The organism is Sphingobium sp. (assembly GCF_036170395.1).
Taxonomy (GTDB): Bacteria; Pseudomonadota; Alphaproteobacteria; order Sphingomonadales; family Sphingomonadaceae; genus Sphingobium.
The window spans coordinates 79045-99003 of sequence record NZ_JAVHPD010000047.1 but is presented as its reverse complement, the minus strand read 5'-3'; the positions used below and the strand labels follow the sequence as shown (position 1 = coordinate 99003).

At 63.8% G+C, this 19959-nt stretch carries 20 protein-coding genes; 5 read left to right on the top strand and 15 right to left on the bottom strand.

The window, feature by feature from the left end; all coding sequences use genetic code 11:
* Positions 1–8: 8 nt before the first annotated feature.
* The 3 genes from V2B31_RS12775 to V2B31_RS12765 all read right to left on the bottom strand — a co-directional run bounded on the left by V2B31_RS12775 (position 9) and on the right by V2B31_RS12765 (position 3883).
* Positions 9–2399 carry a beta-glucosidase gene (locus tag V2B31_RS12775; RefSeq protein WP_328279078.1) on the bottom strand — a complete coding sequence of 797 codons (2391 nt, stop codon included), beginning with the start codon at positions 2397–2399 and terminating at the stop codon, positions 9–11.
* A 68-nt stretch (positions 2400–2467) separates the two neighbouring features.
* Positions 2468–2860, bottom strand: a complete 393-nt coding sequence (locus V2B31_RS12770) for a C-glycoside deglycosidase beta subunit domain-containing protein (RefSeq protein ID WP_328279076.1) — start codon at positions 2858–2860, stop codon at positions 2468–2470.
* Between the two features lie 15 nt (positions 2861–2875).
* Positions 2876–3883: a sugar phosphate isomerase/epimerase family protein gene (locus V2B31_RS12765; RefSeq protein WP_328279075.1), complete on the bottom strand. Its 1008-nt coding sequence runs from the start codon at positions 3881–3883 to the stop codon at positions 2876–2878.
* A gap of 217 nt (positions 3884–4100) precedes the next feature.
* Here V2B31_RS12765 and V2B31_RS12760 point away from each other — a divergent pair, with 217 nt between their 5' ends.
* Entirely contained in the window at positions 4101–4430 is a 330-nt protein-coding gene (locus V2B31_RS12760) for a DoxX family protein (protein WP_328279265.1), read from the top strand.
* Positions 4427–5260, top strand: a complete 834-nt coding sequence (locus V2B31_RS12755; protein WP_328279074.1) for a nuclear transport factor 2 family protein — start codon at positions 4427–4429, stop codon at positions 5258–5260. Before V2B31_RS12760 ends, V2B31_RS12755 begins: the two co-directional genes overlap by 4 nt.
* Before the next feature lie 57 nt (positions 5261–5317).
* Here V2B31_RS12755 and V2B31_RS12750 read toward each other — a convergent pair whose 3' ends face one another.
* The 6 genes from V2B31_RS12750 to V2B31_RS12725 form a co-directional block, all read right to left on the bottom strand.
* Complete coding sequence (locus tag V2B31_RS12750) at positions 5318–6298, bottom strand: ThuA domain-containing protein (protein ID WP_328279072.1); 981 nt, start codon at positions 6296–6298, stop codon at positions 5318–5320.
* A 38-nt stretch (positions 6299–6336) separates the two neighbouring features.
* Positions 6337–7698: an MFS transporter gene (locus V2B31_RS12745; protein WP_328279070.1), complete on the bottom strand. Its 1362-nt coding sequence runs from the start codon at positions 7696–7698 to the stop codon at positions 6337–6339.
* Positions 7691–8458: a TIM barrel protein gene (locus V2B31_RS12740; RefSeq protein WP_328279067.1), complete on the bottom strand. Its 768-nt coding sequence runs from the start codon at positions 8456–8458 to the stop codon at positions 7691–7693. Before V2B31_RS12740 ends, V2B31_RS12745 begins: the two co-directional genes overlap by 8 nt.
* Before the next feature lie 56 nt (positions 8459–8514).
* Complete coding sequence (locus V2B31_RS12735; RefSeq protein WP_328279063.1) at positions 8515–10884, bottom strand: TonB-dependent receptor; 2370 nt, start codon at positions 10882–10884, stop codon at positions 8515–8517.
* 71 nt (positions 10885–10955) lie between these two features.
* Positions 10956–11534: an NADPH-dependent FMN reductase gene (locus V2B31_RS12730; RefSeq protein WP_328279061.1), complete on the bottom strand. Its 579-nt coding sequence runs from the start codon at positions 11532–11534 to the stop codon at positions 10956–10958.
* Positions 11531–12640 (bottom strand): LLM class flavin-dependent oxidoreductase, encoded by a 1110-nt coding sequence (locus V2B31_RS12725; protein ID WP_328279059.1) that lies wholly within the window; start codon positions 12638–12640, stop codon positions 11531–11533. The genes V2B31_RS12730 and V2B31_RS12725 overlap by 4 nt, the downstream gene beginning before the upstream one ends.
* Before the next feature lie 177 nt (positions 12641–12817).
* Between V2B31_RS12725 and V2B31_RS12720 the strand changes: the two genes are divergently transcribed.
* Positions 12818–13393 carry a TetR/AcrR family transcriptional regulator gene (locus V2B31_RS12720; RefSeq protein ID WP_328279057.1) on the top strand — a complete coding sequence of 192 codons (576 nt, stop codon included), beginning with the start codon at positions 12818–12820 and terminating at the stop codon, positions 13391–13393.
* Positions 13394–13486: 93 nt separating this feature from the next.
* Here V2B31_RS12720 and V2B31_RS12715 read toward each other — a convergent pair whose 3' ends face one another.
* The 5 genes from V2B31_RS12715 to ruvA form a co-directional block, all read right to left on the bottom strand.
* Positions 13487–15229 (bottom strand): AMP-dependent synthetase/ligase, encoded by a 1743-nt coding sequence (locus tag V2B31_RS12715; protein ID WP_328279264.1) that lies wholly within the window; start codon positions 15227–15229, stop codon positions 13487–13489.
* 140 nt (positions 15230–15369) lie between these two features.
* Positions 15370–16389: a Holliday junction branch migration DNA helicase RuvB gene (gene ruvB / locus V2B31_RS12710; protein WP_328279055.1), complete on the bottom strand. Its 1020-nt coding sequence runs from the start codon at positions 16387–16389 to the stop codon at positions 15370–15372.
* Complete coding sequence (locus tag V2B31_RS12705; RefSeq protein WP_328279053.1) at positions 16386–16688, bottom strand: type II toxin-antitoxin system RelE/ParE family toxin; 303 nt, start codon at positions 16686–16688, stop codon at positions 16386–16388. The genes ruvB and V2B31_RS12705 overlap by 4 nt, the downstream gene beginning before the upstream one ends.
* The gene (locus tag V2B31_RS12700) at positions 16681–16926 is read right to left on the bottom strand and encodes a type II toxin-antitoxin system ParD family antitoxin (RefSeq protein WP_328279051.1); all 246 of its coding nucleotides are present in this window, start codon (positions 16924–16926) and stop codon (positions 16681–16683) included. Before V2B31_RS12700 ends, V2B31_RS12705 begins: the two co-directional genes overlap by 8 nt.
* An 82-nt stretch (positions 16927–17008) precedes the next feature.
* Entirely contained in the window at positions 17009–17617 is a 609-nt protein-coding gene (gene ruvA, locus V2B31_RS12695; RefSeq protein WP_328279049.1) for a Holliday junction branch migration protein RuvA, read from the bottom strand.
* Positions 17618–17747: 130 nt separating this feature from the next.
* Here ruvA and V2B31_RS12690 point away from each other — a divergent pair, with 130 nt between their 5' ends.
* Both V2B31_RS12690 and V2B31_RS12685 read left to right on the top strand, forming a co-directional pair.
* The gene (locus tag V2B31_RS12690) at positions 17748–18326 is read left to right on the top strand and encodes a peptidase S14 (RefSeq protein ID WP_328279047.1); all 579 of its coding nucleotides are present in this window, start codon (positions 17748–17750) and stop codon (positions 18324–18326) included.
* A 41-nt stretch (positions 18327–18367) separates the two neighbouring features.
* Positions 18368–18994: a DUF1345 domain-containing protein gene (locus V2B31_RS12685; protein WP_328279045.1), complete on the top strand. Its 627-nt coding sequence runs from the start codon at positions 18368–18370 to the stop codon at positions 18992–18994.
* Here the strand turns inward: V2B31_RS12685 and thiL are convergent.
* Entirely contained in the window at positions 18991–19905 is a 915-nt protein-coding gene (thiL, locus tag V2B31_RS12680) for a thiamine-phosphate kinase (protein ID WP_328279043.1), read from the bottom strand. The genes V2B31_RS12685 and thiL overlap by 4 nt on opposite strands.
* Between the last annotated feature and the right edge of the window lie 54 nt (positions 19906–19959).

The following is a 19959-nucleotide window of genomic DNA, read 5'->3' as shown; positions in this document are numbered from 1 at the left end:
CGACCTCTTTACAGTTGGTTGGTCGGCAGCGCGGCGATATCCACGGTCAGCGGCATTCCCGCATCTTCGGCATCGCGCGCCAGCCGCACCTCGATCTGCTGGGCCAGATTGGACCAGCCGGCGTCGGTCCAGTGCATGAACCGCCGCTGCGTGAGCGGCACGCGCACCCGCGCGCTCTCGCCCGCCGCCAGATGCACTTTGGCAAAGCCGACCAGCGTCGCTTCCGGCACATCGCGATAGACTTGCACCACCTCGCTCCCGGCGCGCTGCGCCAGGTTGCGCACCGTCACCGCGACCCCATCCCCCTCGACCGCAGCGTCGCCCCATTCGAAGCTGGCATAGCCCGACCCGGCGCCCAGCGTGTGACGCGCCGGCTTGCCAGCGGCGATGAGGCCACGATAGCCGAACCGTGTCCCGTCGGAATAGAGTAGCCGTTTATCCGCGTCGGGCTGCAAGGCATAGCCGGGATAGTCCGCCTCATTGCGCGCGATGGTCACGGGCATCCGCCCGCCCGGCTCTCGATCGCCCGCCAGCACTTCGGCGATCGCTTGCGCGAAGCCTTCGCCGGGATACCAGGCGCTTATCAGGGCAGCGCCGCGCTCTTCCCAAGAGGCGTCGAACGCATGACCCACATTGGCGACGATGATCGTCCGGGGATTGACGGCGGTCACCCGCTCGATCAGTTCGATTTGACCGGCGGCCAGCAGCGTGTCCGGCCGATCCTTGCTCTCGACGCTCGAGTCGGATGTTTCGCCCACCATCATCACCACGGCGTCGGCCTGCCGCGCCGCGTTTTCGGCGGCCACGAGCAATTCCTCGCGGCTGCCTGGCGCGCGAATGCCGTACCATAATCCGTGAACGCGGGCCGGCTCGAAGGTGAACTCGACCACCACGTCGACCGGCACGCCGGCGCGCAATTCCACCTCTGCGATCGAGGAATCGCCTGCCTTCAGCACGCCCATCACGTCGCCGGGCGGGCACTGGGTCGTCGCGACGACTTGGCGCCCGTCCACCAGCATCCGCGACACGCCGGTTGCGCCCAGATGGAAGCGGTGCATGCCATCACGCTGCGGCGTGAACGTGCCGCTCGCGCGGATCGACCCGCCGGCGGCGAACTTCGCCTGCTCATGCACGCCGACGAACCAGACCAACGAATTGGTGTCGCGCGTCTCGCTTGACAGCGGCGCGCCCGAACAATCCCTGCTTTCGAAATAGTCGAGCGTCATGCCGCGCGTGCAACCATCGCCCAGATCGCGCGCCGGCTGAATTGCCATGCTGGGCAGGCGTGGCGCAGGATCGATGCCCGGCTCGAACAGGATGTCGCACACACCCCCGAAGCGCGCGCGGATCGCATCGATCGGCGACGGTAGGTCGGGCGAGACCGAGATTTTGGCGAAAGTACCGCCCTGGAAGCAGGGCGCGGCCGCGTTCGGGCCGATCACGGCCAATGTCCCAATAGTGTCCGGCACCAGCGGCAGGATCGCGTCCTTGTTCCGCAACATGACGAAGCCGGCGGCGGCCGCCTCGACCAGCAGTGCGTCGATCTCCCTGTCGCCCATCGACGAATTCTTCGGCCCCGTCGCACGACGCGCGAGCGCGGCGACACGCGATGCCGCATCATCGATCCGCGCCCGATCGACTTCGCCCGCCGCCGCAACAGCAGCCGCTTTCGGTCCAAGAAAGCGCGCCGGCCCCGGCATCTCCAGGTCGAGCCCAGCATTGAGCGTCGGCGTGGTCGAATGGGTGCCGAACCAGTCGCTCATGATCGCGCCGCGATAGCCCCAGTCGCCCTTGACGATTGTCGTGAGAACATGATGCTGCTCGGCGCAATGCAGGCCGTTGACGCGATTATAGGCCGCCAGCATGCCGCCGCAGCCGGCCCTTGCTGCGAACTCGAAAGGGAGCAGATAGACTTCGCGCAGCGTCCGCTCGTCCACGCGCACGTCGACATTATCGCGGTCGGTCTCGCTGTCGTTGCAGACCAGGTGCTTGACCACCGACATGGTGCCGGTCGATTGCAGCCCCTCGATCCACGCCGCGCCGAGCTGGCCGGCCAATAACGGGTCTTCGGAAAAATATTCAAACGCCCGCCCAGCCAGCGGACTGCGCGCCAGATTGACGTTGGGCGCCAGCACAGCGTCCACGCCGCGTGCGGCAGCTTCCTGCCCAACAAGCGTACCGATACGACGGACAAGCTCAGCGTCCCAACTCGCGCCGAGCGCCGTCGCACAGGGCGAGAGGCGCGCTATGTCCCGTTCGTCCACCTTGCCGCTCGCGATGCCCATCGGCCCGTCGCTCATCGTGAACGCCGGGATGCCGGCCTCCGGGATCGCCACAGACGACCACATGGCCGCGCCGGCCGTCAGTGATGCGGCCTGATCGAGTGTCAGCTCAGTCATTGGTGGAATTCCATTGCACGGCGCGGACAAGCGGGCGGCGGCAACAAAGCCTGCCGCCCGCTCCGGGATCAGGCGGCGAGCGCCAGTTCCTTGGCGTCCTTGGTCGTCGGGACGAACGGCAGGTAGGACACGCGCATCCGCACAGCGAACTCGATGCGGTGGTTGCCCGGTGCCAGGCCACCCGGCTTCAGCGCGATGATCCGCGCCTTCTCGCCGAAATTCCAGCGATCGTCATAGACCGTCTCCATTTCGTCGAGCGTATAGGTCTTGCCGCGTACCGAAAAACGCACGTCCTCGCGCGCGATCTTCTCGCCATCCACGCTGACCTGGATATCCTCGACCATCGAAAGGCCAAGGCCGCGGTAATAAGGAAGTCGGCCGAGGAAGGCGAAGCCCTTGACCTCGCCGCCCTCGACATAATTTTCGAACTGCTCTGTGCAGATCATCTTGTTGTCCATCATGGTCCCGCTCTCCCTTTACGCGGCCAGCGCCGTCGGCGTCGGTTCGCCGATTAGCTGTGCCAGCATCACCTGCTGGCGACGCACCTGCTCGACGCTGTCGGGCTCCTCGGCGTCCTCGATCCAGCGATTGCCCTCATATTCCGAGCAGATATAGCCGTCATAGCCGCCCTGCTTCAGCACATCGACGATCTTGTCGTAGGGGATCGACGGCTCCACATAATCGGCGTACATCTGGTAGAATTTGCCGTGGATATTGTGGATACGCGGCATATAGTCGAGCATGCGCTTGGGCTCGAACGCCGAATTGTGCCTGATGACTTCCGCCATCGCGATCGATGGCCCGGCGCCGCCCATCTGCTGGACGTTGAGGATCACATATTCGCTCAGCATCCGGTCCTCATACGCCTTGACGATATAGTCGGCGATGTTCGCAGGTACGCCCAGACGCTTGAACTTCTCGACCATGACAGGCGGATAGGCGTGGAGGAACATGCCCATGTCGGGCAGGAAGCCTAGCGCGTCGGAGCCGCTCTTCTCGAAGGCTTCGGCATGGCGGATGATCCAGGGGTGGTCGAAGTGCAGCGGCGCGTGCACCTCGATCAGGATCTTGATGCCCTTCTCTTCGGCATAGGGCGCGGCGGCGACCAGCACTTCCGGCGCGATCGAAACCAGCGCGCGGATATATTTCATGCCGAGGCGCGCGCCGAAGTCGATGTCTTTCCGCACACTGGCGACCTGCTCTTCGAAGGGCATTTCGCGGCCCTTGTAGCGCTTATAGTCAAGCATGAAGTCGTGGCTGACCGGCACGCAGTCATATTTGGCGATCAGCTGGTGCCACTCGTCAATCTTGGCATCTTCCACGCCGACCTCGGGCCAGCCCCAGAAGGTCTGCTCGCCGATGATCTCGATACCGTTAGCGCCCAGCTCGGCGCTGGTGCGGATGCAGTCCTCCAGGGACATTTTGCCCTGAAACGTCTCATTCTGATAGCTGTAAAGGCTCACGCCCCGCTTGATCGTACCCATAGATCCTCTCGCTCTCTCGGGTGCGGACAATTCCGCTTTTACTCGGCTGCGGCACTTGCGTCCACCAGGCATCCGAATTAGAACCTTCATTCTATAAAGCGTCGGGTTGGTCAAGCCCGAAATTGTCTGAGGGGATCGGTCATCATGGCGTTCGGCTTCCGCATCCTGGCACGCATATCCGCGCTGCTGCTGGCGGCAGCATTCGGTTTCTTCGGCTATTTCAAGCTTCGCGGACCGCTCGGTGCTGGAGCAGCATCATGCTTGGACCAATGCGTTGCCCGACTTTCTAGGGCGCGCGGTTGGCCTGAGCGAGCTGATCGCGGCGACCTTGCTGCTGATCTTCGGCCTGTTCCGGCCCGAGCGGCCCGGGATCGTCGCCGGAGTCGCGCTCTATGCCATCGCCAATCAGGCCTCCGCCGCACTGGTGCACACCACACGCGGCGAGATCGCCGCGCTTCCGCAAAACGCTGTGCTCGCAGCGCTCGCAGCGCTGGTCCTGGCAGCCACGCGCTTCCATCAAGTTCAACCAGAGGAGAATGAAGGATGAGGGTTTTGAAGCAGCAATGGATGCTGGCCGCGGCCGGCGTTGCGATCATGGCCGTCGCGCCGGCAAGGGCGCAGCAGCCGAGCATTGCCGATCTTACCGCCAAGCTGGAAAAGCTCGAACGCGCGACCACCGCCGCGCACGACCGCGCAGCGGTGGAAAATCTCTTCTCGCGCTACATGTATCTGCACAATGCGTTTCAGGACGGGCAAATCATCCCACTCTGGGCGAAGAAGGGCACGCCAGGGATCAGTTCGCAATATTCGAACCTCGGCAAATATACCAACTGGGACAGCATCATGGCCTATCATCGCGATCGCCCGTCGCCGATCGGCAAGCTGGTGATGCACTATGTCACAACCCCGGTGATCGAGGTGGCCGAGGACGGCCAGACCGCCAAGGGCCTGTGGATCGTCAACGGCCTGGAATCAGGCCTTACGAAGCCGGAGCATGCAAAGAATATGCCCGCTTGGATGTTCGAGCCCAATGTCGAGGTCGATGGTAAGAAGGTGTGGATGCACAATGTCTATCTGAAATATGGCATCGACTTCATCAAGCAGGACGGCCAGTGGAAAATCTGGCACTTCCACTGCTTCGAGACCGCGCGCGCGCCCTATTCGATGGGCTGGATTCCGTTCGCGGCGGTGGCGCAGGACGATGCCTTCAACGTCGACCTGATGTATGTCGGCGACGATGGCAAGCCAGTGTTCATGCCCAAGGCGGACGAACCGGTGACGGTCCGTAACAACACCTATCGTACCGACACCGCCCAGTCGCTCGAGGCGAAGCCGCCGGTGCCGTACCGCACCTTCGCCGAAACCTTCTCCTACTGACAAAAAGGGGGCGGACCTCGGTCCGCCCCTTCCCCCCTCATAAACGCGCGCGGAACGCTACTTGGCGACGACAAACCCCGCCGCCTTGTCATAGGGCTTGATCGTGACCTTGCCCGTTGCCGCCCATTCGGTGCCGCGCGCGAACAAAGTCTTGAACCCGTCATACTGGATCGTGTCCGGCCCATGGCCTAGCGTTATCGAAAAGACGCGGCCCTTGCCGTAATTCTGTACCCATAGCTGCGGGTTGGGCTTCCCCATGCCACCCATCGTCTTGAGCCGCTCGGGCGCATAGGCCTTGGGATCATATTTGGGGCCGGCGCGCTCCGAGTCATAATCCGTCGGATCGTCGATTGCCGTCGCCAGCACATGCACCTTCGCTTCAGGGTCGAACACCATGTTGGTGTATTTATCCTCCATGAAATTCCAGTGATAGCGGCGCAGCCCTTGCGTGATCGGATGCGTGCGATCGATAATCTCGATGCTGAATGCGTCGGGCGGCGAGCGGCGGCTGATGCCTGGCACCATCACCGCGCCGATCAGCTTGCGATATTCGGTAATGTCGCGCCCCCATGTGAAGGACGAATGATAGGCGACCAGCCCTCCGCCTTGGGCGACATAGTCGTACAACGCCTGGAACGCGCCGTCGGACCAGAGATGCTGTTCCTTGTCGGCATAGTTCCAACGGCTTGAATAGTTTAGAATGACGACGTCATATTTCTTGAGCTGATCGAGCGTACCGTCGTCAAAATCCTCGGTCACCCGCACGTCGAACCTGCCGGTATCCTTGAGCTGGGTGCGCAGGCGATTGTTGACGCCCGTCCAATCATGCTCGTAGCTGTTCTGGCCGCTGATAATCAGCACCTTCAGCCGCCCTTCCTTGGGGTTTGCGGGCGTCGCGACGCGCTGAACCGTCTCGGGCGGGGCATAAGGTATATTGTCGACCGTCACCGGGATATCGGCCACCGGCACGGTCTGCGCCGCAGCGACAGCTGTGCCGCACAGCAACGCTGTCGCGATCAGATATGATGTGACACGCATCTGGCGCTCCTCAACCCTGGTGTAAGTGATGCAATGGTTTAGGCTGACGCGCCCTGCGCCACCGGTGCGGCGCCGACGTCCGGCCGCGCGCCGCCCATCGGCCAGCCGAGCACGACGACCGCTTGGAGAGCGAGCAATCCGATCGGCCAGACATAATAAGACCAGCGGATGGTCTGCCGCGCGGCATCGCTGACGGCGTTTGGAACATAGCCGGCCGCCGCCAGCGAATAGGCGATGGCCGCCGCGCCGATCGCCATGCCGATCTTCGTCGCCAGGCTGATGCCGGACGAGAGCAGCCCCTCATTGCGCGTGCCGAACAGCGCCTCATGATAGTCGACCGCTTCGGCGGCCATGGTGAAGATGCCGGTGATGGTGACCGACGTCGCCACCGACGCGGCGACATAGAGTGCGAGGAACAGGGACGGCCGCGCTTCGGCTAGCGGCAGCGTCGCGAACAAGGCGATCGCCACCAGAATCGCGGCGAAGCACCCCTTGCGAATGCCGGTGCGCGACAGGATCGGCGGCGCGATGAACGCCGCGATCAGCAGCGTGCCCGATATCGCTGGCAACAGGATCGAGATCATCCAGGGACGCCCCAGCACGTCGATCGCGAAAAAGGCGGTCAGCGAGATCATTGTGCCGAACCGCACGAAATAGAGCAAGGTGAAGGCAAAGCAGATCAGCCAGGCCCGGTTGCGCAGCATTTCCCCGATCGCCGGCAACACGGCAAAGCGCGGCGAACTGCCATCGTCGAATCGCTCCTTGCAGTTGCGGAACAGCATTAACAGCGCAATCAGAGACAGCCCGGCGAACAACGTCGCCGTCGCGAGGAAGCCGCGCTGCTGATCGCCGCCGCCCAGCAGCCCAACCAGCGGCATTGTCGCAGCGGTGCCCAGGATCACCGACACCGACGTGCCGATCGACCGCATTCCGCCGAGCTTCAGCCGCTCGCCCATGTCGGTCGTCATCATCGGCATCAACGCGGTGTAAGGAATTGACCCCAGTGACATGAGAATGCCGAGCGCCTTGAAGGTCAGAAAGGCGTAGATCAGCTTGGCATTTTGCGACCAGTCCGGCACCGAGAAGACGAGGATCAGCACCAGCGCATAGGGAATGGCGGTGAACAGGAAATAGGGGCGCGTCCGCCCCCAGCGAGTCCGCGTCTTGTCGACCGCGATCCCAACCAGGATATCGACCACCGCGTCGAGCAGCCGCGCGGCGAGGAAGATGGTTCCTACCGCCGCCGCCGGCAGCATGGCGACGTTGGTGTAGTAGAAGAGCAGGAACGCCCCCGCCATATTATAGGCGAGGCTGTAGCCGAAATCGCCGAAGCCGTAGCTCAGCCGCTCGGTGAGCGAGAGCCGGACAGCCCCGGCGGGTCCGGCTGCGGCTTCAGGCATCCAGCGCTTCCTTCGTCAATTCGAGCGATGCGAGCGCCGGCTGGGTGGGCCGATATTCCAGCCCCCATGGTCCATCATAGCCAAGCCCGCGCAGATCAGCGAGCAAGGCGGGCCAGTCGATCCCGCCGGTGCCCGGCTCGTTGCGGCCCGGCAGGTCGGCGATCTGGACATGTTCGACCAGATGCATCCGCCCAGCGAGCACCTCACGGGGGTCTTCACCCATGACCAGCGAATGATAGACATCATACAGCAGCTTCAGGCGCGGACTGTTCACAGCCTCGACCAGATCGAGGCCGAGCCTGGTTTCGACCAGATACATGCCTGGATGATCGATCCGACTGTTGAGCGGCTCGAGCACCAGCGTTACTTCGGCTGCCTCTGCGAGATCGGCCGCCTGGCGCAGTGCGCTCACTGCCGCATCGAAATGCTCCTGCGCCGAAACGCCCTCGCGCGTGAAGCCCGACGCCACGATCAGCGGCGGCGAACCGACTGTCTTTGCCTCTTCCAGTGTGTCACGCACGGCATCGAGAAACTCTCCATGCTGGGCGGGATCGACGATCGACCGCCGTGGGTCGACGCAGAAGCCGGTGAGAGTCACCCCGGTTTCATCAAGCGCTTCGGCAAGGCCGGCCATGTCCTTGTCGCGCCACAGATGGAATTCGGCATGCTCGTAGCCGGCGGCCTTGGCGGCGCGGACGCGGTCGCCGAGATTGTCATGCGAGTCGGCGAAGATCCATTCGATGCAGGGGGAAAGCTTCACGGCAGATCCTTGAGGTAAAAAGGGCGGCCATTGCTGGCCGCCCCAGGGGAGTCACATCAGAAGTCGAAGCTGACCCGGACGCCATAAGTACGCGGCGTACCAAACTGCCAGACATAGATGTCATCATTGCCCGCAGCGGTGAAACCCGCATAGGTCAGGGGCTGATTATCTTCGATATTGCGGACGAATGCCTGCACCCCGAACTTGTCGTCGGCGGTGCGCCATTCGATGCTGGCGTCGGTCTGGAAAAATGCCTTCTGTCGCGAGTCGTTATAGTTGAAGATGTCCAGGAAATAGGAGCTTTTGTACCGCGAGAAGACGCTCGGCGTGATGCTCCCGGCATTGCCCAGATCGAAGCGATGCTCATAGCCTGCGGCCAGAACCCAACGCGGCGACTGCGGCGGGCGATTGCCGGACAGGTTGGGCTGCGCGATCGGCGCAGCCCGCGAATCCGCGTCCAGATCGCCAAGACCCGTGACGCAACCGCCGGGCAGCGTCGAGGACGCACAGAACACCGCATAGGATGCCAGGAATTCCTGATATTTCGAGTCCAGATAATTTACGCTCGCGGTGAAGCGACCATTGTCGAGCACCTTGAACGATGCGTCGAGTTCGATGCCCCAAATGCGCGCCTTGCCGGCATTGAAAACCTGGCCGCCGATCGAGTTATCGAGCAGCACTGATGCCTGGAGATCCTTATAGTCGTAATAGAAGCCGGACAAGTTGACGAAGTTCGCACTGCTGCCGCCGAAGCTGCGCTTGATGCCGGCTTCATAGGCGGTGTTGCTCTCCGGCGCATATGAACCCACGGAGTCGAAACCGCCGGCCTTGAAGCCCGTCGATACCTTCGCAAACACTAGCGTATCGGCATCGGGCTTATAGTTGAGGCCGGCCAGCCAGGTGAACTTTTCCGCGCTTGCGCTCGGACGCTGCACCGAAAGCGGCGCCGCCGTGATCCGAACCGGGCCTGTATTGTTCAGCGGCGATGTGGGGTTTGCGATTCCGCTGCCATAGACGTTGAACACGCCGCTGCGCTTGTCCCAGGTATAACGCCCGCCGACGACCGCGGTAAGCGTGTCGGTGATCGGAATATCGGTCTGGGCGAACACAGCCCAGCTCGAGCTGCTTACCTGGCGATCGAAATAGTTGATATAGCCGCCCCTGGCGCCCAGCAGGAACGCTGGCAGGAAGGGCGGGCCGTTGAACAGGCCGCGCTCGATATCCAGATCTTCCTTGAAGCGGAAAACGCCGCCCTGCCACTGGATGCCGCCAGGCTCGCCGCCGTTGATCCGCAGCTCATGGCTTTGCGTATCCACGTCGTTGGCGAAATTCTTGAAGGTGTAGGCCGGAGCCAGCGCGGCGTCGAAGCTCTCGTCCGTCGTGCGATAGCCGCCCGTGTAGGACAGGGTCGCAGGCCCGAAATCATAGGCGATCCGCCCGCGAACAGCCGTCGTCCGCTGCTCCTGGATGCTCGGGCTGCGCGCTGGCGCCGTATAGTTGCTGCGGTCGACAGATGCGAGCGCGTTGGTGTTCTGCGGAATGCAGACGACCAGACGGGGATCGGCGCCGACGCGCACGAAGCCGTTCTGGTTGCACGTCGCGCCCGGTGCGTTCGCTGCGTTATAGCCCAGGCCCGAATTGAAGTTAGCAAAAGCCTGTGCCGCCAATTTGCGATCCGCCGCCACATGCTCGACTGCCGCATCGATCGTAAGCGCATCGGTTGGACGGAGTGTGAGGCTGATCCTGCCGCCACGGGTATAGTCATCACCCGTGCGAATGTTGAGATTGGGATGCGAGAAATAGCCGTCCCGCTTCGAATAGGTGCCAGCGAAACGAATGCCGCCGATATCGCCGAGCGGCAGGTCGATTCCGCCCTGCAGCAGCACATGATCGAAGTTGCCGAGGGATGCCGTGAGGTTGAAGCCCAGTTCGTCGCCGGGCTTGCGCGTAATGAAGTTGATCGCGCCGCCGGTCGAGTTGCGGCCGTACAGCGTACCCTGCGGCCCGCGCAGCACCTCGACCCGGGCGAGGTCGAACAGACCCGCATTGAGGACGGTTGGGCGGTTGATGTATTCGCCGTCAATGTTGACGGCGATCGAGGTATCCTGCGTTTCGGCATTGTCATTGGTGCCGACGCCGCGGACGGTAACGCGCGTCAGGTTGGTGTCCTGCACGATCTGAACCGCAGGCGCTACCTGCTGGATACCGCTGAAGTCCGAAACGCCCGCCTTCTCGAGGGTCGCACCTGAAACCACCTGGATGGCGATGGGGACGTCCTGGACGTTCTCCGCCCGGTTCTGTGCGGTAACAATGATCTCATTGCTATCCACCGGAGCCGCCGGCGGCGTCTCCTGCGCAATAGCCGGCGTTACCGCCATGGCGGCGGCTCCGATCAGCAGGCACGACTTCAAGGTAAGCATACGCATCTTCCCCTCCCAGTTTCAGCGCGGGTAGCATCCCGCATCATTACAAAATAGAATGGTTATTTTAGTTCTTTTTAAATCTGTGTCAAGCCGCTCTCGGCGTTGCCGACGGGGCGCAGCAGCTGGTTGGCGAGCGTCGCGATCTGGCTGCCGACGGCGGCATCGACCAGCACGCCGTCGGCATCGAACGGACGCTGCTCGACCGAGTTGATCGCAAGTCCCAACGGCGTCGGCCAGCCACGCATCGCATGAGTCACTCCGCGCAGTGCGGCCAGTGTTACGCCGGTCGCCTGCCAACCCGCCGCCGACACGATCAGCCCGACAGGCCGCCCGTCGAAATAGGGTCGATCGTCCCGCGCCGTATCCTCCAGCAGATCGATCGCGTTCTTCACCAGGCCGGAAATACCGCCATGATAGCCGGGCGAGGCAATGACGATCGCGTCAGCCTGACGAACTGCATCGACCAGCACCCGCTCCGCGTCGTAGCGCATGGGCGTGCCGGGCTCGTAATGCGGCAGCTTCGCCAGATGCAGCCCGTCGAACATCTGCACGTCCGCGCCGGCCTCGGCACATCGGTCGAGCACCGCGCGCGCCAGTCGCTCGCTCGACGAGCCGGCACGCAGCGTCCCGCCGATGCCCACAACGCGCGTCACGCGCGGCCACCGCCGAACGCCGGCATGACCTTGCGGGAAAGCAGGTCAAGCGTCTGGTTGCCCAGCCGGAGCCGCTCCTCCGTCAGCGGGCCGGTCACCGTGCCGCACAATATGTTGCCGATGCCGAGCGCCTCATAGGGCTTGAGATGCTCTATTATCGTTTCGGGCGAGCCGTAGAGGCACCAGGTTCCGATCCAATCGTCCGTCAGTGCATTGGGCGTCCGATCGGTTTTGCGGTTGGCGTCGTCCGATTCGGCGCGGGCGTTGAATTCGGCCTCGCGCTCGATCGCCTCCTGATAGGATTTGAGGATCACCATCAGTTCCGCGCGGGCCTGCTCGTCCGTTTCCGCGACGTGCACCGCCTGATAGGTGTGCGTGGTCCAGTCGAGCGCGGAGGTGATCGTCGCCGCGTCATGGCCGAACTCGCCCAGCATCCCCCGGTAGATGTCGAAATATTTCTTCACATGAATATAGGGCTCGGTCCCGCCGATCTGCGGCGGGGTGAATGCCGGAATGAAGGCCGGCCAGCCATGCCTGGCGGCGCGACGCGCGCTGGCTTCCTTCATCGCGACCGGCATCAACCGGGCATGGCCGCTGGTGTAGGGCGCCGGCGCGATCCGTTGCAGCACGCGACCTTGGTGGGGGCCGTTGTCGATCTCGATCGCGGGATCATCCATCCGCTTGGCCCAGAGCTGTTCGGCCAGTTCCAGATTGCGGTCCGAAATCGCGCCGGCCTCCTTGTAGTTGACGCCAAAGCCGATCATCTCTTCCGGCGTCGTGCCGCTGCCCACGCCCACCAGCAGCTTGCCGTCGGTCAGTTGGTCCAGAAGATTGATGCGCTCCACGAAGCGAACCGGATGGTGCAGAGGCACCGACACGACCGAAAATCCGAAATGCATTTCCGGCAGCTTCGCAGCCAGATAGGCCGCGAACATGAAGCTGTCGCTCGCCAGCGGCATGTACCCGTTGAAATGATGGTCGGGCATGAAAATAGCCGAAAAGCCGGCGTCGCGTGCGCGCACCGCATGGTCCTCAAGATCGCGCATCAAGCTCCGATCGTCTTCAGGCCGCATCGAACGAGCATTGAGAAAGACCGAGAACCGCATCACCCCTCCTCGCGAATCAGAATGTTCGCGCATTTCTAAATTAGAATTGACGTTCCTATTTTGATATTTCTTATGGCGGATATGTCAAGCCCCTCCGCGTCCCCCACCGAAATGCTCGCCGCGAGCGCGCTCAGCCGCAAACCCCGCCAAGGCCGAAGCCTCGCTTCGTTTCGCCGCATGCTGGACGCGACAAAGGCGCTGATGCTGGAACGGGGCAGCGAAGACTTCACGTTGCAGGATGTGAGCGATCTCGGCGCCGTGTCGATCGGCTCGATCTATCTGCGATTTGAAAGCAAGGACCGCCTGCTACACGCCGTCATCGCGGAGGAATTGCAAAGCATCGTCGAAAAGGAACGCGAACTGATCGAGGGTATCCTCGCCGAATCATCCTCTCTTGCGGACTTCCTGCCGCGCTATGTCGACGGCTATAGCGGCTTTCTGGCGACCCACGCACAGTTGCTGCGCACGATCATGCAGCGAGCGTCACTCGATCCCGCCGTATCCGCCCCTGGGCGCGAGACCGCGCAAAAATCGGCCGATTTGTCGGCAAATGCGATCCTCACATTTCGCGACGAAATCCGTGCCAAGGATGCCGAACGTCGTGCCCATGCGGTGTTCCGCATCGTCTTCGCCACGGCGGCGCGACAATATGGCCTTGGCTCGACGGCCGAGTCTGCCGACGACGAAATCTGGAACACGTTGAAGTCCGAGCTATCGGTAATGGCCCTCGCCTATCTCCAATATGAAGGCTGATATTGCGGGGTGGGGGGCCGCCACCGGAGGGCTGTCACTCATGCAGCCGATGGCGCCGATCAGAGCGAAGCGCCTCCATCATGAAAAAATAACCTACCCCTTATAAAGCGCATCGAGCCGCTCCGCATAGACCTTGCGGATCACATGGCGCCTGATCTTCATCGATGGCGTCATCTGTTCATTCTCGATACTGAACGGCCCATCCGCCAGGATGAAGCGGCGGACGCGCTCGATCACCGACAGGTCGTCATTCACGCGGTCCACGGCCGCGCGCAGCGCCGCCATATAAGCGGGATTCGCGGCCACGCCGTCCAAACCCACGCCCTGCGCCGCCGCCCATTCGCGAGTCCATTCGGCGTCGGGCACGATCAGGCCCACCAGATAGGGCCGCCGGTCGCCATGGACCATCGCCTGCCCGATCTCAGGCTGGAGCGTCAGCATCCCCTCGACCTTCTGCGGCGAGACATTGTCGCCCTTGTCGTTGACGATCAGATCCTTCTTGCGGTCGGTAATGCGGATGCGCCCCTTGGCGTCGAACTCGCCGATATCGCCGGTGTGCAGCCAGCCATCCTTCAGCGCCTTTTCCGTCTCCGCCGGATTGCGCCAATAGCCGTACATCACAAGTTCGCCGCGCACCAATATCTCGCCATCTTCGGCGATCCGCACCTCCACACCGTCGAGGGGCGGGCCGACCGTCTCCATCGCGATCCCGGCCCTGGGGCGGTTGCAGCTGATGACCGGCCCCGCCTCGGTCTGCCCATAGCCCTGAAGCAAGGTAAGCCCCATCGCGTCGAAGAACAGCCCCACGTCCGGGTTGAGCGGCGCGCCGCCCGACACCAGCGCCTTCATCCGCCCGCCAAAGCGCCCGCGAATCTTCGGCACCAGCGTGCGCGAAAGGACGAGCTTCATCGGCACGTCAAGGATGCTGCCCTTGCCCGCCTGCTCCTTTGCCGCGATCCGCATCGCCTGGCCCAGCAGATAGGCGGGGAACTTGCCCTGCTTCTCGATCGCCTTGATGATGCGCGCGCGCAGCACCTCGAACAGGCGCGGCACGACGACCATGATCGTGGGCCGCGTCTCCTCGATATTGGAGGCGAGCTTCTCCAGCCCTTCGGCATAATAGATCTGCCCGCCGAGCAGCATGGGCAGGAACTGGCCGCCGCTATGCTCATAGGCATGGCTGAGTGGCAGGAAGGAGAGGAACACTTCGTCGCCGATACCGAAATCCTCGTTGACGATCGCCCCTGCCCCTTCGCAGTTCAGCAGGATCGCGCCATGATGCTGCATCACCCCGCGCGGGGCGCCGCCGGTGCCGCTGGTGTAGATGATGCAGGCCAGATCGCCCCGCTGCGCCGTCTGCGCGGCCTCGCACGCCGCCACATCGGCCGGGTGCGCGGCGATGAGATCGCCCCAGAGATGGCAGGTGGACGTGCCCTGCGCGCCGCGCAGCGGCTCCATCCCGATGACGAAACTGGCCTGGCTCCGCACGACGGCGGGCATCAGCGCCTGCGCCAGTTTGGCGGTCGACACGATCACCGCCCGCGCGCCGCTGTCGGTCAGGATATGCTGGTGATCGCGCGTGGTGTTGGTGGTGTAGGTTGGCACGGTGACGCAGCCCGCCGCCATGATCGCAAGATCGGCGATGCAGAATTCCGGCCGGTTCTCGCTCACCAGCATCACCGGGTCGCCGGGCCGCAATCCCTGCGCCTTCAACGCCGCGGCGATGGACGCCACCTGCCGTGCAACCTCCGTCCAGCTGAGCGGCTGCCATTCCCCCGCCTCCTTGCGCCAAAGGAAAGGCGCGTCACCGCGCTCGCGGGCGCGGGTGAAGAACATCGTCACGAGATTGGGAAAACGCTCGATCGCCTGCAAGGCTCGACTCCTGTGCCTGTCCGGCGCGTCTTTCGCGCGCGTCGTTGATGGCGACGGCTATAGCCGCGCCTTGCCGTAACGGCCATGATTTTCGCGGGAGAGACTTAGTCGAACAGACCATCCTGCGCGCTGGCGGGCGGATTGAGGCCGAGATGCTTCCAGCCCGGCCCATTGAGGCAGCGCCCCCGCGCAGTGCGGGCGATGAGGCCGAGCTGGATGAGATAAGGCTCGATCACCTCCTCGATCGTGTCGCGCGCTTCGGAAAGGCCGGCAGCGAGCGTCTCGACGCCGACCGGACCGCCGCGATAAATGTCCGCGATCATCATCAGGTAGCGCCGGTCCATGAGGTCGAGACCGAGCTGGTCCACCTCCAGCCGCTGGAGCGCCGCGTCGGCGACCTTGCGATCGACGCTCGGTGCGCCGGCCACATTGGCGAAGTCGCGCACCCGGCGCAGCAGCCGCCCGGCGATGCGCGGGGTGCCGCGCGACCGGCGGGCGATCTCCACCGCGCCGTCCGGGGTGATGGGCAGGTCGAGCAGCCGCGCGGCGCGGCGCACCACCAGTTCCAGTTCCTCTACCGTGTAGAATTGTAGGCGAACGGGAATGCCGAACCGGTCGCGCAGCGGCGTTGTCAGCAGCCCCTGCCGCGTCGTCGCGCCGACCAAAGTGAAGCGCGGCAGGTCGATGCGAACGGAACGGGCGGACGGCCCCTCCCCGATCATCAGGTCGAGCGCGCGGTCCTCCATCGCCGGATAAAGCACTTCCTCGACCGCGGGATTGAGCCGGTGGATCTCGTCCACGAACAGCACGTCGCCCTCGTCCAGATTGGTGAGCAGCGCGGCAAGATCGCCAGACTTGGCGATGACGGGGCCGGACGTGGCGCGGAAGCCGACGCCCATTTCTTTCGCGACGATCTGCGCCAGAGTCGTCTTGCCCAGGCCCGGCGGCCCGAAGAACAGCACATGGTCGAGCGCATCCCCGCGCGACTTCGCCGCCTGGATGAAAATCCGCAAATTCTCGCGCGCCGCCTGCTGCCCGACAAATTCGTCGAGCGATTTGGGGCGGAGAGCGGCGTCGACATCCTCGGGCCGGCGGGATGGGGTAAGGAGGCGGTCGTCGGTCATAGCTTGGCTCCCAAAGCGGAAGCCGCATCCATGGCGGAATGGAGGACGCGCAAAATCAAAATTTCCCGATCGCTAACATGATAGATTAGCCGATGCGGACGATGGGAAAAGACCCGAATACCGTCACCATAATCGGGTCGCGCCGTGCCGGCCTCGGCGTGCGTCCGCAACAGCGTGAAGATGCGCTCGAAGCCCTGCATATGCCTTCGCACAGGCTCCAGCCCGAATTGTTCCAGACCCCGTTCCTGGATAGTCTCCAAATCCTTGCGCGCGGCGACGGTCAGCCTCAGCTTATGCATCCGGCAGGCGCGCCATGATCTCTTTCAAGACGTCTTCCGGCTCCGCATCGATCACGCCCGATGCATAGCCTTCTTCGATCATGGCGCGAACCCACCGCCCATCCTCTTGAGCGGCCTGTTGATCTTGCCGGATCAGGTCACGAACATAATCAGCGGCATCGGCGTAGCGCCCTTGCGCCAAGCGGGCTTCAATCCATTGCTCCAGCGCGGGAGGCATCGAGATGTTGAGGTTCGACATCCTTACACCATAAACCTTTCAAACCGGCGCACCAAGCTGGTCATTCCGCGCCGCTCGTTCACCACGCGAGGGAATGGAAATCTCACTTCGCCGCATTCCGCAGCGCCAGGCGCACCAGCGCGTCGAGGCTCGCGCCGTCACCCAGTTCCTCCTCCGCCGCCGCCACTGCGCTGCTCGCCTCGCTGGGCTTGAAGCCGAGATTTTGCAAAGCCGAAAGCGCGTCAGCGCTGAGGCTCCCTACCGGCGCGACAGTCAAACCGCCTGCGCCCACCGGCCCGCCGGTGGCGACCGCGCCGATCTTGTCCTTCAACTCGTTGACGATCCGCTGCGCCAGCTTCGGCCCAACCCCGTTCGCCCGCACGATCATCGCCTTGTCGCCCATCGCCACGGCGCGATGCAGTTCCAGCGGTTCGAGCGCGGAGAGGATGGCAAGCGCCACGCGCGATCCCACGCCCTGCACATGGGTCAGCAGCCGATACCAGTCGCGCTCCTCCGCTCGAGCGAAGCCGACGAGCCGGATCGAATCCTCCGCCACCAGCATTTCGGTGTGGATCGTCACCGCCTCCCCCACCGGCCCCAGCGCCGCGAGCGTGCGCGAGGACGCGCCGACAAGATAGCCGACCCCGCCTACATCGATGATGGCATGGTCGATGCCGGTGCTATCCAGCCGCCCTTTGAGTTTCGCGATCATGCCGTCCGCCCCATGGTCATGATCTGTTCTTTACAGCCTCCACGCCATCGCGCCAGCCAGAAAGCGCGGCACCTTTTCCAAACTCATGCGTAGTGCAGCCCGACTTTCCCATCCCCGAAGGACTTTACCCATGTTGATGACCAGCGCCCCGCTGCTTGGCCCCAAGGATTTCGAATTTCCCGCTATCACCCTGTCGGGCGTCGTGGACCATGGCATGTATCTCCACTTCCGCAACTGTCTTGGCACCGCGCCGCAGCAGGGCCTGGTCGTGGTGGAAATTTCGACGCTCGGCGGCGACCCGGAAATCGCCCGCATGATGGGCGAGGACATTCGCTTCCACTCCGATCTTTATCCCGATCGTCGCCTCGTGTTCCTCGGCAAGACGGCGGTCTATTCGGCCGGCGCGACCTTCATGAGCTTCTTCGCGACCGAGAACCGCTATTTGACGCGCGGCACCCGCCTCATGATTCACGAGCGGCTCATCACCAAGACGATCAACCTCTCCGGCCCGCTCTCCACCTGCATCGCGACGCTGAAAGCCAATCTGCACGAGATCGAAAGCTCCATCGCGATCCAGAATGAGGGGTTCGAGAATCTCATCCTCGGATCCGACATCACGATGGACGAACTGCTCCAGAAAGCGCCGGAAAACTGGTATCTGGAGGCGAACGAGGCGCAGGCGCGCGGGCTGATCGCGGCGGTGCTCTAAACCGCTTGCCAACGAGCCACAGCGGTTCTTTCATGCGGGGGATGCGCGCATCCCCCGTCTTCCCCTGGCGTTACGGCATGTTCCTGGCGCTGCTCGCCACCATGGCGCCGCTGGCCCTGTGGCTGCCCTGGCATGAGGCGGTGATGGCGGGCTTCGACATCGCCGCCCTTGCGTTCATGGCCTGCGTCGTGCCGCTGATCGATTCCGCGCCCGACGCGATGCGGCGCAAGGCGGCGGCGAACGACGCCAATCGCGAACTCATGCTGCTGCTGACCGGAACCGTCTGCCTCGTCATCCTGGTAGCGGTGGGCGTCGCGATCAGCCAGCATGGCGGCCCCGATGCCGCCTCGATCGCGCTGCTGCTGGCGACACTGCTCATCGCTTGGCTCTTTTCCAACCTCGTCTATGCCATGCACTATGCCCACGCCTATTATCTGCCCGATGCGGCGGGGAAGGATGGCGGCGGGCTCGATTTTCCGGGCGATGCGGAGCCGGGCTATTGGGACTTTCTCTATTTCGCCTACACGCTCGGCATGACCTTCCAGACGTCGGACGTGGGCATGACCAGCACGGCGATGCGCCGGATCGCGCTGTTTCACTGTTTCGCGGCGTTCCTGTTCAACCTCGGCATCCTCGCCTTCACCATCAACGTGCTCGGCGGCAGCTAGCCATGCTCCCACCCTAGCCGGTCGGGCAGCGGCATCACCGCGCCGTCGATCTTCAACGTCAGTCCTGACCCCGCTTCCAGATGGCCGACCGGGATCGCTCGCACTGGTGGCGTCACCCCGCGCGGCAGGGCGAAGAGCAGTTCATAATCATCGCCCGCTCGCGCCGCCGCGATCTGGACGGCGGTGCTCGCACCCCGCGCCTTTTCGAGCGCGCGCGACAGTGGGATATGGTCGATAACGGCGGCCAGCCCGCTCGCCTGCGCCAGCCGCGCGGCGTCGATCAGCAGCCCGTCGGACACGTCCATCATCGCCGTGACGAGGGGGGCGAGCAGCGCCCCTTCGGCCAGACGCGGACGCGGCCGGCGATAGGCGTCGACCAGCGGCCCGGACGCGCCAGCATCGCCCCGCAACAACTCCAGCCCCACGCCCGCGTCGCCCACCGGCCCGGTGACGTAGAGCCGGTCGCCCGCGCGTGCGCCGGCGCGGGTCGGCACCGCCCCGCTCGCCATCCCGATCGCGGTCAGGCTGTAGCTGCGCGCGGAGGCCGCCGGCATCTTCACCGTATCACCGCCCAGCAGCGGCATGGCGTGACGGTCGAGCGCCTGATGCAGGCCATCAAGGAAGGCCGCGTCCCAATCCCGGTCGCCCGACAGGCTGTAATTGAGCAGGCACCCCATCGGCCTTGCCCCCTTGGCCGCGAGGTCGGACAGGTTCACCGCCGCCAGTTTCCAGCCGATGTCGGCCGGAGGATCGGCGGGCAGATAGTGAACGCCCTCGACGATCGTGTCGCTGGTCAGGACAAGCCGCGCATCATCCACCGGCAGCAAAGCGACATCGTCCAGCAGCCCGCGCGCCGCCTCATGCGTCGTCCGCGCGCGCACCAGGCTCAGGAATTCGTATTCATCCGCCATCGCCCACCGCTTTAGGGCATGAGGGGGGCCAAGACCATGGCGGAAGGGGATGAG

What these genes read in the sequence shown, in the direction of transcription:
- V2B31_RS12775 (WP_328279078.1), bottom strand. Translation starts at nt 2,399, where the DNA reads ATGACTGAGCTGACACTCGATCAGGCCGCATCACTGACGGCCGGCGCG.
- V2B31_RS12770 (WP_328279076.1), bottom strand. Translation starts at nt 2,860, where the DNA reads ATGATGGACAACAAGATGATCTGCACAGAGCAGTTCGAAAATTATGTC.
- V2B31_RS12765 (WP_328279075.1), bottom strand. Translation starts at nt 3,883, where the DNA reads ATGGGTACGATCAAGCGGGGCGTGAGCCTTTACAGCTATCAGAATGAG.
- V2B31_RS12755 (WP_328279074.1), top strand. Translation starts at nt 4,427, where the DNA reads ATGAGGGTTTTGAAGCAGCAATGGATGCTGGCCGCGGCCGGCGTTGCG.
- V2B31_RS12750 (WP_328279072.1), bottom strand. Translation starts at nt 6,298, where the DNA reads ATGCGTGTCACATCATATCTGATCGCGACAGCGTTGCTGTGCGGCACA.
- V2B31_RS12745 (WP_328279070.1), bottom strand. Translation starts at nt 7,698, where the DNA reads ATGCCTGAAGCCGCAGCCGGACCCGCCGGGGCTGTCCGGCTCTCGCTC.
- V2B31_RS12735 (WP_328279063.1), bottom strand. Translation starts at nt 10,884, where the DNA reads ATGCGTATGCTTACCTTGAAGTCGTGCCTGCTGATCGGAGCCGCCGCC.
- V2B31_RS12725 (WP_328279059.1), bottom strand. Translation starts at nt 12,640, where the DNA reads ATGCGGTTCTCGGTCTTTCTCAATGCTCGTTCGATGCGGCCTGAAGAC.
- V2B31_RS12720 (WP_328279057.1), top strand. Translation starts at nt 12,818, where the DNA reads ATGCTGGACGCGACAAAGGCGCTGATGCTGGAACGGGGCAGCGAAGAC.
- V2B31_RS12715 (WP_328279264.1), bottom strand. Translation starts at nt 15,229, where the DNA reads ATGTTCTTCACCCGCGCCCGCGAGCGCGGTGACGCGCCTTTCCTTTGG.
- ruvB (WP_328279055.1), bottom strand. Translation starts at nt 16,389, where the DNA reads ATGACCGACGACCGCCTCCTTACCCCATCCCGCCGGCCCGAGGATGTC.
- V2B31_RS12705 (WP_328279053.1), bottom strand. Translation starts at nt 16,688, where the DNA reads ATGCATAAGCTGAGGCTGACCGTCGCCGCGCGCAAGGATTTGGAGACT.
- V2B31_RS12700 (WP_328279051.1), bottom strand. Translation starts at nt 16,926, where the DNA reads ATGTCGAACCTCAACATCTCGATGCCTCCCGCGCTGGAGCAATGGATT.
- ruvA (WP_328279049.1), bottom strand. Translation starts at nt 17,617, where the DNA reads ATGATCGCGAAACTCAAAGGGCGGCTGGATAGCACCGGCATCGACCAT.
- V2B31_RS12690 (WP_328279047.1), top strand. Translation starts at nt 17,748, where the DNA reads ATGTTGATGACCAGCGCCCCGCTGCTTGGCCCCAAGGATTTCGAATTT.
- V2B31_RS12685 (WP_328279045.1), top strand. Translation starts at nt 18,368, where the DNA reads ATGCGCGCATCCCCCGTCTTCCCCTGGCGTTACGGCATGTTCCTGGCG.
- thiL (WP_328279043.1), bottom strand. Translation starts at nt 19,905, where the DNA reads ATGGCGGATGAATACGAATTCCTGAGCCTGGTGCGCGCGCGGACGACG.